Here is a 13,046-nt window from a genome sequence, read left to right on the forward strand (position 1 = left end):
CCGAAGCTGGAGGCCTTTTGAATTTGCTTCGAAGTCGATGTCCCCGGGTCCCGGTGACGTGTCTTCGTCGCTGGGGTGGTTTAGTACATGCCATCCATGCCGCCACCGTGACCGCCGCCTGCCGGAGCCGACTTCTGCTCCGGAATCTCGACGACCAGGGCTTCGGTGGTCAGAAGCAAACCAGCGATCGAGGCCGCGTTCTGCAGGGCAGTGCGGGTGACCTTGGTGGGGTCGATGACGCCGGCCTTCACCAGGTCTTCAAAGACGCCGGTCGCAGCGTTGTAGCCGTAGTGTTGGTCTTTGGACTCGAGCACCTTGGCAACTACGACTGCACCTTCCTCGCCGGCATTGGCAACGATCTGCCGCAGCGGCTCTTCAAGCGAACGGAGCACGATCTGCGCACCGATCTTTTCGTCGCCTTCCAGGGTCTTGATGAGGGCCTGCACCGCGGGAGTGGCACGAACCAGGGCGACGCCGCCGCCCGGGACGATGCCTTCTTCGACGGCCGCACGGGTCGCGTGCAGAGCGTCCTCGACGCGAGCCTTCTTCTCCTTCAGCTCGGTCTCAGTGGCAGCGCCAACTTTGATGATGGCAACGCCACCAACCAGCTTGGCCAACCGCTCCTGTAGCTTTTCCTTGTCGTAGTCGGAGGTGGTCTTCTCGATTTGCGAACGGATTTCCTTCACGCGGCCTTCGATGTCGGATGCCTTGCCGGCGCCGTCGACGATGGTTGTGTTGTCCTTGTCGATGGTGATGCGCTTTGCCTTGCCGAGATCCTCGAGCTTGACGCCTTCGAGCTTGATGCCGAGGTCTTCGGTGATGGCCTTGCCACCGGTGAGGATGGCAATGTCGCCCAGGATGGACTTGCGGCGATCGCCGAAGCCGGGAGCCTTGACGGCTGCGACGTTCAACGTGCCACGCAGCTTGTTGACCACGAGGGTTGCGAGAGCTTCGCCCTCAACATCCTCGGCGATGATCAAGAGGGGCTTGCCGCCGCGAGCAACCTGCTCGAGGAGGGGAAGCAGATCCTTCATCGCGCTGATCTTCTTTTCATAGATCAGGATGTAGGGATCGTCGAGAGCCACTTCAAGGCGCTCGGCGTCGGTGACGAAGTAGGGGCTGAGATAGCCGCGATCAAACTGCATGCCGTCGACAGTCTCGAGGCCCGTGTGCATGGTCTTCGATTCTTCGATGGTGATGACGCCATCCTTGCCGACAACCTTGACGGCGTGGGCAATAATGTCGCCGATTTCCTGGTCGCCATTGGCAGAGATTGCGCCGACCTGGGCAACGGAACCTTCATCGACGGGCTTGGAGAGCTTGCCGAGTGCACCGTGGTCGATGAACTTGCCATCCTTGTCGCGGGTGCCGATGATGGCGGTGACCGCCTTGTCGATGCCGCGCTTCAGAGCGGTGGGGTTGGCGCCGGCGGCAACAGTCTTCACGCCTTCGCGGAAGATGGCCTGGGCCAGAACGGTTGCGGTGGTGGTGCCGTCGCCGGCAACGTCGGAGGTCTTGGAGGCGACTTCGCGGACGAGCTGCGCGCCCACATTTTCCATCGGATCCTTGAGGTCGATTTCCTTGGCAACCGTCACGCCGTCCTTGGTGATGGTAGGGGAACCGAACTTCTTTTCAATTACGACGTTGCGGCCCTTGGGGCCGAGCGTCGCCTTCACGGCGTCTGCGAGCGTGTTGACGCCGCGCAAGATCGCCTGACGGGAATCTTCACCGTGCAGAATCTGCTTTGACATGCGTTTCTCCTAAAGAACAGTGATCAGTGTTCAGTGAACAGTGATCAGTATTTGTCTGCGTAATGCAATTTGATAGTGGAAGCCGTTGGTCAGAGCAGAGTGCCAAGAGTCGGTTCACTGTGCACTGTTCACTGACCACTGGACAACTACTTCTTGATGATGCCGAGGACTTCTTCTTCACGCATGATCAGGAACTCTTCACCGTCGATCTTGATCTCGGTGCCGGAGTACTTGCCGAAGAGAATCTTGTCGCCGGCCTTGACGTCGAGAGGGAATACCTTCCCCTCATCGTTCGACTTGCCTTTGCCAACGGAGATGACTTCGCCTTCCTGGGGCTTCTCTTTTGCGCTGTCGGGGATAATGATGCCCCCGCGGACCGTTTCTCCCTCTTCCACACGGCGGACGAGGATACGATCATGGAGCGGGGTGAAGGTCGTGGTAACCGATGTTGCTGCCATTGCTTCGCTTCTCCTTCACCCGCGAACGGCTATCTGCCGGCCGCGGACTTGGTTGGATTGGGTGATAGGTTCTTGGAAACGACGGCCTCACAGGAGGCCAATTTGTGAGACGAGCACTTGAATGAAGCGGGTGCTAGCACTCACTACTTCCAATTGCTAAAGATAGGAGCGCTTTGTCCGTTTGTCAAGAGGAGGATGCGTTAAATCTTAGTGAAAGTGACTCAAATCTCGTAGAGTATGGCTCAAAATTCATTATTCGCAAGCAACTCATTGATATATTAGCTACTTCGCCCATCAAATGGACCGGAAAACATCCCGGGAGTTGCCCATCTCATTCCCGTTTAGCACGATTTTCGGTTGTCAAAAATTGTCGCCACTACAAGAAATTCACGCGGGAGTCGGACTCGACGGAGCCTCGATGCAGCAGAGGCGAACCCACTGGCTTTGTCGCGCTCAGGGACTGTTGGGGGCCTGATCAGCGCAGTCTTAACCGTCAGACTTTCCGCTTTTCGGAGTGCTGAGAAAGAGCCACAGACCGGTGATGGAAGCCTTAAACAGGACACGCCAACCGCTGGTTACGATCTCACCGGCCTCTTGCGGATCGCGTGGCCAGTCGAGCGGTTTGCGCCGAAGACGCCGAATAAGAAATCGGACTAGATCCATTCGCTGTCGAGGAAATTCGCTGAACAGCAGAAGCCAGTAGGTGACGGAATTGCGCGCTTCGTGCTCAATGGTGTCGCGGCTCAAGCGAGGATGAAAGACAACTGCGGACGGAAGGTAAGCGGCCTTGTGGCCTTCCGAGAGCAGTCGGGCGAAGGCATAGGATTCCTCTCCGATTTGAAAAGGTGCACCACGGCCAAGGCGCACATCGAACATGGTTCGACCATTGCACGCACTCTTGCGCAACGCCATGTTGCTGCCAAGACCCATGCCGCCAAAAGTCGTGATTTCGAACCAGTGGGGATCGTTGTTGCTGAGGATGCGCGCGCTCTCTGGCTTGTCGCAGTCGGAGATGGGGGTAACAACCCTGCCGGTCGAAGCAGCTGTCCGCTCATTAGCGAACGGTTCCATCAGGATGCCGAGCCAGTTTGGCGCGGGGATGGCATCGTCGTCGAGATAGGCCACGATGTCGGTGTTGCACTCGGCCAGACCGCGATTGCGAGCTCGGCTCAACCCCACGACGGGCTCAATCGTGTATCGAGCGCCGAATTCCCGGGTCACTTCTTCGGTTTCCTTGTTGCCTTGGGAGTTGTCGACGACTAGAACCAGATCGGGCTTTGGATTCAGCCGAGCGACGGCCCGAAGACATTCCCGCAACATGCCAGGGCGGTTTCTTGAGCAAATGACAACAGTTACAGTCAGTGTCGCTTCCTTGCAACAGGGAATAAGCGGGCTTTGAGCGAGGCCACTCGCTGGAGCGTTCAATCCACAGACCTCAAGTTCCAATTCCAAGCGCTCTTCTGGCCTGGCCGTGGGGTGCTCTTACGAGACGGCATACGAAATTTCGAAGAACCTCGCACAACTCATTATCTCAAAGAACCTGAAAGGATTTGCGTATTCGCAGCTTCTGGTGCCGGAAGAAACGATCCGGGCGTCCGACAGAACTCAGGGGCGGTGTCCTGATCGTGCACGCGAAGTGATGGGTCAGATGGCGAGGGATGCCAGAAGGGCGAAGCCTAAACCCGCGAAGGAGATGATCGTTTCGCAGATAGACCACGACTTTATGGTTTCGGTGACACTGAGGTTCAGGTATTCCTTCACCAGCCAGAAGCCGCCGTCGTTGACGTGCGAAAAGATGAGGGAACCGGCCCCGGTGGCGATGGCAAGCAGTTCGGGGGAAACGCCTGGCGTTTGCAGCGCGATGGGGGCAACGATTCCGGCTGCGGTGGTCATCGCCACGGTAGCAGAGCCGGTGGCGAGGCGCATAAGGGCGGCAAGCAACCAGGCAAGGAGCAGCAAGGGAAGGTGCCGCTGCATCGCGATGTCGATCATGGCGTGAGAGACGCCGCTGTCCTGGAGCACGCGACCGAAGCCCCCGCCCGCGCCGACAAGGAGCGTGATGGTGGCTGTGGGTGCGAGGCACTCGTTGCTGAAGCGAAGGATTGTTTCCCGGGTTACGCCGCGCATCACTCCGAGCGTGATGAAGCTGATGAGAACGCCGATGAGGAGGGCGATGTCGTCATTACCGATGAAGCGAATGGCTTCGTTTGCAAGGCTGCCTTTTGCCGCAAAGACATCGGCCCAACTCCCGATGAGCATCAATGCGACGGGAAGAAGGATGCTGCCGATGGTGAGCCAGAATCCCGGGAGAGTGCGTTCCGGGTTGTGATCGGCAAAATCATCGGCCATCGGATTTTCGGTTGGCACCTTGATCCAGGGGGCAATGACTTTTGCAAACAGAGGTCCAGCGAGCGCGGCGGTCGGGATGGCGATGAGCAGAGCGTAGAAAATGGTGCGGCCCACGTCAGCATGGTATGTATTGACCGCAAGCAGGGCGGCGGGATGCGGGGGCACCAGGCCGTGATCGACGGAAAGAGCGGCGACAAGGGGCAGGGCGACGCGGATCAGCGGGGTTCCGGTGCGGCGCGAGACGGTGAAAGCGATGGGGATGAGAAGGACGAATCCGACTTCGAAGAATGCGGGAAGGCCAACGATAAGGCCGATCACCATCATCGCCCAGGGGAGTCGTTTTTCGCCGAAGACGCGGATCAGAGTGAGTGCAATAGCATCAGCGCCACCGGATTCGGCCATCATTTTACCGAGCATGGTGCCGAGCGCGACTACAACAGCGATGTGGCCAAGAGTACCGCCGACTCCGGTTTCAAAAGAATGGATTACGCCGGACATCGGCATTCCCGAGACGATTGCGAGAGCGAGGGAGGCGAGGAGCAGACTGAGGAACGGGTTGAGTTTGAGGACAGTGACGAGCAGGATGATTCCGATGACGGCGCCCAGCGCGCTGAGCAAGAGAAAGATACTGTGAGGATCGATCATCGGCAGGCCAATTCCCGCGCTTCATTGGAGCCACTCGGTCGCGCCGCGAGGAAGAAAGCGGCCTGCGCGATTTCCGGTGAGTCCTTGAGCAGTGTACGACAGCATGCCGTTGACCCAGACTCGTTCGATGCCGCGGGCGGGGCGAATGGGATCGGCGAAGGAAGCGCTGTCCTCAATGGTGTGAGGATTGAAGAGAACGAGGTCAGCCCAGTAGTTTTCCGCAACAGCTCCACGCTGGGCGAGACCGAAGCGCCGGGCGGGGAGGGTGGTCATCTTGTGAATCGCCTGCGGAAGCGAGAACAGTTTTTGGTCACGGCAGTAGCGGCCGAGGACGCGCGGAAATGCGCCCCAGAGGCGGGGATGGGGGTGCTGGTCCCACGGCAGACCATCCGACCCGATCATGGTAGCGGGGTGTGCGAGAATGCGGCGCATGTCGTCTTCGTCGATGCTGTGATAGATGGCGCCGGCCGGTTGGAGACGTCCTGCGGCATCGACCTGCGAAAGGTTCCAATCGGAAGCGATGTCGGCGAGCGTCCGGCCTGCGGCTGTGGGGAAGGGCGTGCTCCAGGTGATTTCGATCTTGACGTCCGGGTCGACCTGCCTGAGGTCGAGTGTGCTGGATCCAGCGGCGTAAGGATAGCAGTCGCAGCCGATGTGCTGAGAAGTGCGCGCACGCTCGAGCGCGTCGAGGACCTCGCTACTGCGGCCCCAATTTGCAATGCCGGCGCATTTGAGATGCGAGATGACGACGGGGGACTGGCCGGAGCGGCCGATGCGGAAGGCTTCGTCCATCGCGTCGAGGATGGCGTCGGTCTCAGTACGCATGTGAGTGACGTAAATGCTGTGTGCACCGATCAGCGTGCTTGCGAGCGCCATCAATTCATCGGTGCTGGCGGCGTTGGCTGATGAGTACGCGAGGCCTGAACTCAAGCCGAGAGCGCCGGATGCAAGAGCTGCGGCAAGTTCGGCGCGCATCTGCTGAACCTCTTCGTTGGTTGCAGTCCGGTCGAGACGATCCATACAGTTGTTGCGCAGTGACGTATGGCCGATGAGGGCGGCAACATTGACCGATGGGCGCGCGGCTTCGAGTGCGGAAACATAGTCGGCGAAGGCCGGATAGCGGAAGTACTCCCGCTTCCCAAGCAGGTTCATCGGATCGGGCAGGTCGGCCTTGAGGTGGACAGGCGAGGCGCTGATGCCGCAGTTTCCGACGATGACGGTGGTGACGCCCTGCGAGATTTTGGGCAGCATCGCGGGTGTCTCAATGACGCTGGTGTCGTCGTGGGTGTGTACGTCGATAAAGCCGGGTGCGAGGCAGAGGCCGTCGGCCTCGATGATGTGCGGTGCGTTGCAATGGAGGTATGCGCCGATTTCAAGAATGCGGCCATCGAGCACCGCAACATCAAGGAGCAGCGGGTCGTTTCCGCTGCCGTCGAGCACCGTCGCGTTGCGTATGAGTGTGTCGCAATTCAGCATCTAGGCTGACTCAGAATATAGACTATGGTCGCGGGTGCGGGTTCGAGATGCCGCGTGCAGAAGAGGTGAGTCATTCCCGAAAACATGTCACAAACGCACGCGGAACCGCGAATCGGCTGCTTGAACAAGGGGCTGGGCTCGATGAAGGCGGATTCCTCGGCCGAAGAAGTTGTGCGGCTTGGATGGAATCTGCTGCGCGAGGACCTGAGCCTGCCGTCAGTGGTGCTGTACCGCGATCGGCTGGAGCACAATCTCGCGTGGATGCAGCGCTTCATGGACGCGTACAAGGTTCGGCTGGCGCCGCACGGGAAGACGACGATGGCGCCGCGGCTGTTTCAGATGCAGCTAGATGGCGGCGCGTGGGGTATCACGCTGGCCAGCGCGCACCAGACAATGGTGGCGCATGCGCATGGAGTGCATCGCGTGCTGATGGCCAACGAGCTTGTGGGGCGGCAGAACATGCAGATGATTGCGAATCTGCTTGGTGATGCAGAGTTCGAGTTTTATTGCCTGGTGGATTCGGCGGCCGGTGTGGAGATGCTGGGGAAATTCTTCTCCGCTCTCGGGCTTCGACTGAATGTGCTGCTGGAGCTTGGCGTGATCGGCGGCCGCTGCGGTGTTCGCGACGATGCGCAAATAGAGCAGGTGCTGGGTGCCCTGGCCCAATGGAACAACACGATTCAACTTTGTGGCGTGGAGCTTTACGAAGGCGTACTGAAAGAGGAGAAAGACATTCGCGCATTTATGCAGCGAGCATGCGACGTGACCCGGTCGTTACTGGAGCGGAAAGCATTCGCGCGCGGGCCGGCCCTGCTTTCGGGAGCGGGATCGGCATGGTACGACGTGGTGGCCGAGGAGTTTGCCGCGGCGGGCTTCGGCGATGCGGTGGAGATTGTGCTGCGGCCTGGCTGCTACCTGACGCACGATGTGGGCAACTATGAGACGCAGCAAAAACGCATTCTGGCTTCAAATTCGATAGCGCGGGAGATGCGGTCGGGGTTGGTGCCGGCGCTGCATATATGGGCGTACGTGCAGTCGACTCCCGAGGACGAACTCGCCGTTGTGACCATGGGCAGGCGCGATGCGGCATTCGATTCCGGACTACCGACGCCGGCGCTTCATTTCAGGCCGGGAAGGGATGAGCCCATTGCGACTCCGACGCACTGGGAAACGACGAAGATGATGGATCAGCATTCATACCTGAAGATTGCGGCGGGAGACGATGTGCGCGTGGGAGACATGGTCGGGTTTAACATTTCTCACCCATGCCTGACATTCGATAAATGGAGGATCTTGCCGATTCTGGACGAGGCCTACAATGTTGTGGATGTGGTGCAGACGTATTTCTAGAATTGGCCCATTGTCTTCTGTCCGATTCAAGTCGCTTCTGGTCCGGACCGAAACATCTCGATTGGCAGCCACTGGGCTTCTCGGGCAAGTTAGATGGCGTGGAGGTTCTGGCGCAGCGCGTTCCAATCGACGCCGGAGGAAGCTGTTCAATCTCTTCGTGAGTGCGTTGCCAGGCCGCGGCGCTCCAGCGGCTTCAAAGCCGCGGTGAGGGTGGTTCGATCCATTGCCAGAAGGGAAGCGACCGGGCCCACGGGCGAAGGCTCAGGGCGATTGAGCGCCATCAGCAAGGATAACTGCCCGTCGGTCAGATCGAAGGGGCGCAGTTCCTGGTGGAAACGTCAAGTAGTACGATGTGATCGAGTCCGATTCCCCTCGGAGGTCTTCACGAATGTCTTTTCTGCATGATCTTAAGATTGCTATCCGTTCCCTGCGGCGCGTTCGCGCTCTTTGGTTCACAGTGGCGCTCACTCTGGCCTTGGGAATCGGCGCTAACGCGGCCATCTTCAGCGTGGTGCGCGCGGTGCTGCTACGGCCTCTCGCGAATCGCGACGAGGACCGCCTGCTTTACCTGCGCCAAAGCGCGCTGGGACTTGGCCAGACAAACGCGACCTTCTCCATCCCCGAGATCAGCGATATCGGCAGCAAGCTGAAGACGATCCAGGAACTCGGTACCTTTTCAGAGATCGACTTTACCGTGGTGGGGCTGGGAACACCGCGGGAGATCCCGGCGGGTGTAGTCGATGGACACTACTTTGAGGTGATGGGCCTGAAGCCGGTCCTGGGTCGGCTGCTTGGCCCCAATGACGACGGACAGAACGCTGCGGGTGCAGTGGTGTTGACGTATCACTTCTGGAAGTCTTCGCTTCACTCCGACCCCAGCGTACTTGGCAAGCAAGTGCGGCTTGAAGGCGTCATGGGCGCCCGTTCCGCAACGATCGTTGGAGTGCTTGAGCCGTCGGTGCCGTATCCGGTGGCAACCGAGATTATTGCCAACGTGGTGACGAGCCCGCATCATCTGTCGGCGACGATGGTGACCGGCCGCGAGCACCGCATGACCGAGGTTTTTGCGCGGCTTGCTCCAGGGGCAACGGTGGATGCGGCGCGGGCTGAGTTGCGTGCTGTGTATGCGGCGATGACGGCGGCTCACCCTGAGGTATACAAGGCCGAGGATCACTACCAGATCGACGTGACACGGATGCACGACCAGATCAATGAGCGGGCGAATGCGATTTTGTGGATATTGTTCGCGGCTTCCGGATTGCTATTTGTGATTGCGAGTTCGAATGTCGCCAACCTCGTACTGGCCAGGACCGTACGGCGTGAATCGGAACTCGCAATCCGCCTGGCCCTTGGCGCAAGCACGCGCGCCATCCGGCGATCACTTCTGGCCGAGGGGCTGGTGCTATGCGGCAGCGGGGCGATCGCGGCCGTTCTGCTCGCGATTCCAATGGTGAATGTGCTCGGCCGGTATGCCGCGCGATTCTCGGTGCGCGCCAATGACCTGACACTGGATTTCAGCCTGGTGTGGTTTGGGATCGCGCTGGCACTGGTGGCGGCAGTCTTTCTAGCGTATGTACCGCGGCTGCCTTCGCCGAATGGCGCGCAGGGAGGACTCTCGGCGCGCGGCGTAAGGGTGGCGGGTGGCAGCAGTCGAAGGCTTCGCGTCTTCGCCGTAACGCAAATTACGGCGTCGTTTCTGCTGCTGGCAGGGGCGTGTGTGCTGATGAAGACGCTCTTCGTACTCGAAGAAACGCGACCACCCTTCGACTCCGCGAATGTGCTGGCGGTGAATCTGCCAGTGCTGTCGTATGGCAAAACGCCGGAGCAGGTCAGCGAGTTTTATCGCGAAGTGCAACGCCGGGTCGGTGCGCTGCCGGGAGTGGAGCATGCTTCTTCCGGATTTGTTGCGCCGTGGCGCGATGACCAGGGGCTGAACATTGCTTTCACCTTTGCCGCGCAGGGGGCACGGCGCAATGATGGGCAGGACTACCGCGCCAAATTCCGATCGGTTTCTCCGGGATTCTTTGCGACTTTCGGCCTGCCCGTTGTTGCGGGGCGCGACTTTAATCCCGGCGACAAGGAAGGAGCAGAGCGCGTGGTCATCATCAGCCAGAGCCTCGCCAATTTGCTCTATCCAGGGCAGAATCCGCTGAACCGCAAGCTGTGGTGGACCGACGGCGTGATGAAATTTATCGGCATCAGCACTGAGCCGCGCCGCATCATCGCCGTTGTGCCGGATTTTGATGACGAGAACATTATTCCTTCGCCCGCGATGACCGTATATCAGCCTGTTGAACAAGAGGGCTGGAACGGTCGGCTCTTTGTGCGCGCGCACGGCGATCCCTACACGCTGCTGCCCGCAATCAGCCGCACCATTCACGAGGTGTCTTCAGACCAGCCGGTGGAAAAGGCCAGTACGCTGGGCGACGTACGTGCCGAAGTGCTGACTCCGGATAAATTGAACGCAGTTGTCTTTGGCGGATTCGCCGCGGTGGCGCTGCTGATTTCGGTGGTGGGCGTTGCCGGTGTGCTGGCGTTCTCGGTAAGCAGCCGCACGCGAGAATTCGGAATCCGCATGGCTCTTGGCGCCCAGCGGCGCAATATTCTCACCAATGTTCTAGTGGAGGGATTGGCGATTGCCGCGATCGGTGTTACGGCTGGCGTGGTGCTTGGTTTCGGTCTTTCAGCGATTGCGGGAAAATATGTAGCGGAGATTCATCAACCCGGCGCACTGGCATTTGTGGCCTCAGCGTTTACCATCCTGGCTGCTGCCGTGATCGCATCCGCAGTGCCTGCGGCTCGTGCGGCAAACGTCAACGCGGTCGAGGCGCTGAGGGCGGAATAGGGCGTGCCGGCGGTCGGGTCTGTTGTATCCCGGCAGCCGGCAACGCGCTTATGGATTCGTGATTCTGTCGCAAAACGTGAGTTCAATCAAACTCAGCCGTGAGAATGCCGGGTTGCTTCAAACAGGAACCAGCCGCGGCGCTGTCCCTGGTCAATCCAGTTCTCAAGCAGGCTCGCAGTGGCCACGTCTCCCTCATCATCGCAGAGGGTGTGTACCGAACGCATGCTGAGAGTGAGCGCCTTCTCGTCCTCATGCAATTCTGCCAGCATATCCTCGGGAGTTACGAAGTCGGCGTCATTGTCGCGAATACGTTGCAGCCGCGCGATGTGGCCGATGGAGCGAATCGTTGTACCCCCAATCTTGCGCACCCGTTCCGCAATGTCGTCGGTCATGGCAAATAACTGATCTCCATGGTCGTCGAGCAGCAGATGATAATCGCGGAAGTGGGGTCCGCTCATATGCCAATGAAAATTCTTGGTCTTCAGATAAAGGCTGAATACATCGGCGAGCAGTGCGTTGAGTGCGCCGGTGATCTCTTTTACAGCTTTCGGATCAATGTCGGAAGGGGTGGTCAGCGGAGCCTTCTGGTGCTCCACAAGTGCCGATCTTGACGTCATTTTCAAATCTCCTTCTTGTTTTGAGATGTTTGCCGGGGGGTGAAGGGTGCAGAAGCCTGAACGGCAGTTTTCAACAATCTCGCATCATAATCACGCGACGTGACGCTACGATAAATCCGACGTCTGACGGCTTTCAAGAGGTCTGGATAGTTCGGGAGGTTTGAGATGGCGCAGCATTTTGATTCGATCGTTGTCGGCGCGGGCCAGGCAGGGCCTTCGCTGGCCGCTCGTCTGGCAAAAGCCGGGCGAAAGGTGGCGCTGGTCGAGCGGCATCTGCTGGGCGGGACGTGCGTGAACACGGGATGCACTCCGACCAAAGCGCTGGTGGCGAGCGCCCACGCGGCGCATCTCGCAAGGCGCGGGGCGGATTTCGGAGTGAAAACGGGACAGGTAACGGTGGATTGGCCTGTCGTGAAGGCACGCATGGATGCCATCGTGTCCAAGTCGCGGTTTGGCCTGGAGAAGTGGCTCGGAAGTACACCGAATTGCACCGTAATCCGAGGACAGGCCCGGTTCACCGGGCCACACACGATGTCCGTAGGCGAAGAGGACTACAAGGCAGAGCAGATCTTTCTCAACGTCGGTGCGCGCCCCGCAGTGCCGAAGATGTCTGGCGTCGATGTCGTCCCGTTCCTCACCAGCACGAGTATTCTTACGCTCGATGAGTTGCCGGAGCATTTGGTCGTGGTCGGCGGCGGTTATGTCGGCCTGGAGTTCGCGCAGATCTTCCGACGCTTTGGCTGCCACGTCACCATTGTGGAAAAAGGCGAGAGACTCGCAGGTCACGAAGATGAGGACGCATCGGGAATTATTCAGGAGATCTTCGCAGGGGAGGGCATCGACGTCAGGCTCAACGCCAACTGCATTCATCTCGAACGGCGGGACCGCGGTGTCACAGTGGGACTGGAGTGCAGTGTGGGCGCCCCCCACGTGAATGGTTCGCACGTTTTGCTGGCGGTGGGCCGCGTGCCGAACACTGACGATCTGAATCTTACGGCGGCTGGAATTGATGCCGATGAACGCGGGTACATTCGCGTAAATGACCAATTGCAGACCAATGTTGAGGGCATCTACGCACTGGGCGATTGCAATGGGCGCGGCGCCTTTACGCATACCTCGTACAACGATTATGAAATCGTCGCCGACAACCTCCTGGAGGGAGCATCGCGGAAGGTGAGCGACCGGATTCAGGCATCGGCAGTCTATATCGACCCGCCACTTGCGCGGGTAGGCATGTCGGAACCCGAGGTTCGCAAGAGCGGAAAGCCGGCGCTGATGGCGGTCCGTGCGATGACTCGAGTAAGCCGTGCGATTGAAAAAAGCGAGACCGCCGGCTTCATCAAAGTGCTGGTGGATGCAGAATCAAAACAGATTCTCGGGGCCACGGTGTTTGGGGTGGGAGGCGATGAGGCGATTCACTGCATTCTGACCGCGATGTATGCTCGCCAGCCCGCGGAACTGCTGACGCACTCAGTGCATATTCACCCCACGGTGGCGGAACTGATTCCGACGACCTTCGGGGAGTTGAAGCCGCTTGCGTAGTTCGAGCGCATTG

Annotated in this window: 9 protein-coding genes; 3 read left to right on the forward strand and 6 right to left on the reverse strand. The window is 59.4% G+C overall.

Annotated elements, in window-relative coordinates; all coding sequences use genetic code 11:
* Positions 1 to 80: 80 nt before the first annotated feature.
* The 5 genes from groL to VK574_RS07460 all read right to left on the reverse strand — a co-directional run bounded on the left by groL (position 81) and on the right by VK574_RS07460 (position 6,679).
* Entirely contained in the window at positions 81 to 1,751 is a 1,671-nt protein-coding gene (gene groL, locus VK574_RS07440; RefSeq protein WP_472799200.1) for a chaperonin GroEL, read from the reverse strand.
* A gap of 146 nt (positions 1,752 to 1,897) precedes the next feature.
* A complete protein-coding gene (locus VK574_RS07445; protein ID WP_472799201.1) occupies positions 1,898 to 2,209 on the reverse strand; it encodes a co-chaperone GroES in 312 nt (103 codons plus the stop codon).
* A 486-nt stretch (positions 2,210 to 2,695) separates the two neighbouring features.
* The gene (locus VK574_RS07450) at positions 2,696 to 3,661 is read right to left on the reverse strand and encodes a glycosyltransferase family 2 protein (protein ID WP_472799202.1); all 966 of its coding nucleotides are present in this window, start codon (positions 3,659 to 3,661) and stop codon (positions 2,696 to 2,698) included.
* Between the two features lie 192 nt (positions 3,662 to 3,853).
* Complete coding sequence (locus tag VK574_RS07455; protein WP_472799203.1) at positions 3,854 to 5,203, reverse strand: GntT/GntP/DsdX family permease; 1,350 nt, start codon at positions 5,201 to 5,203, stop codon at positions 3,854 to 3,856.
* Between the two features lie 21 nt (positions 5,204 to 5,224).
* The gene (locus VK574_RS07460) at positions 5,225 to 6,679 is read right to left on the reverse strand and encodes an N-acyl-D-amino-acid deacylase family protein (protein WP_472799204.1); all 1,455 of its coding nucleotides are present in this window, start codon (positions 6,677 to 6,679) and stop codon (positions 5,225 to 5,227) included.
* A gap of 120 nt (positions 6,680 to 6,799) precedes the next feature.
* Between VK574_RS07460 and VK574_RS07465 the strand changes: the two genes are divergently transcribed.
* Both VK574_RS07465 and VK574_RS07470 read left to right on the forward strand, forming a co-directional pair.
* Positions 6,800 to 8,029: an amino acid deaminase gene (locus VK574_RS07465; RefSeq protein WP_472799205.1), complete on the forward strand. Its 1,230-nt coding sequence runs from the start codon at positions 6,800 to 6,802 to the stop codon at positions 8,027 to 8,029.
* A gap of 388 nt (positions 8,030 to 8,417) precedes the next feature.
* Positions 8,418 to 10,874, forward strand: a complete 2,457-nt coding sequence (locus VK574_RS07470) for an ADOP family duplicated permease (protein WP_472799206.1) — start codon at positions 8,418 to 8,420, stop codon at positions 10,872 to 10,874.
* A 92-nt stretch (positions 10,875 to 10,966) separates the two neighbouring features.
* Here VK574_RS07470 and VK574_RS07475 read toward each other — a convergent pair whose 3' ends face one another.
* Positions 10,967 to 11,491 carry a Dps family protein gene (locus VK574_RS07475; RefSeq protein ID WP_472799207.1) on the reverse strand — a complete coding sequence of 175 codons (525 nt, stop codon included), beginning with the start codon at positions 11,489 to 11,491 and terminating at the stop codon, positions 10,967 to 10,969.
* 165 nt (positions 11,492 to 11,656) lie between these two features.
* Between VK574_RS07475 and VK574_RS07480 the strand changes: the two genes are divergently transcribed.
* Complete coding sequence (locus tag VK574_RS07480) at positions 11,657 to 13,033, forward strand: FAD-containing oxidoreductase (protein ID WP_472799208.1); 1,377 nt, start codon at positions 11,657 to 11,659, stop codon at positions 13,031 to 13,033.
* The last annotated feature ends 13 nt before the right edge of the window (positions 13,034 to 13,046 follow it).

Origin of the sequence: Occallatibacter sp., from assembly GCF_035317045.1 — a bacterium.
Classification (GTDB): Bacteria; Acidobacteriota; Terriglobia; order Terriglobales; family Acidobacteriaceae; genus Telmatobacter.

Bases quoted from the DNA above. Each gene is read 5' to 3' on its own strand.
- VK574_RS07460 (WP_472799204.1), bottom strand. From the start codon at position 6,679: ATGCTGAATTGCGACACACTCATACGCAACGCGACGGTGCTCGACGGC.
- VK574_RS07475 (WP_472799207.1), bottom strand. From the start codon at position 11,491: ATGACGTCAAGATCGGCACTTGTGGAGCACCAGAAGGCTCCGCTGACC.
- VK574_RS07480 (WP_472799208.1), top strand. From the start codon at position 11,657: ATGGCGCAGCATTTTGATTCGATCGTTGTCGGCGCGGGCCAGGCAGGG.
- groL (WP_472799200.1), bottom strand. From the start codon at position 1,751: ATGTCAAAGCAGATTCTGCACGGTGAAGATTCCCGTCAGGCGATCTTG.
- VK574_RS07470 (WP_472799206.1), top strand. From the start codon at position 8,418: ATGTCTTTTCTGCATGATCTTAAGATTGCTATCCGTTCCCTGCGGCGC.
- VK574_RS07445 (WP_472799201.1), bottom strand. From the start codon at position 2,209: ATGGCAGCAACATCGGTTACCACGACCTTCACCCCGCTCCATGATCGT.
- VK574_RS07455 (WP_472799203.1), bottom strand. From the start codon at position 5,203: ATGATCGATCCTCACAGTATCTTTCTCTTGCTCAGCGCGCTGGGCGCC.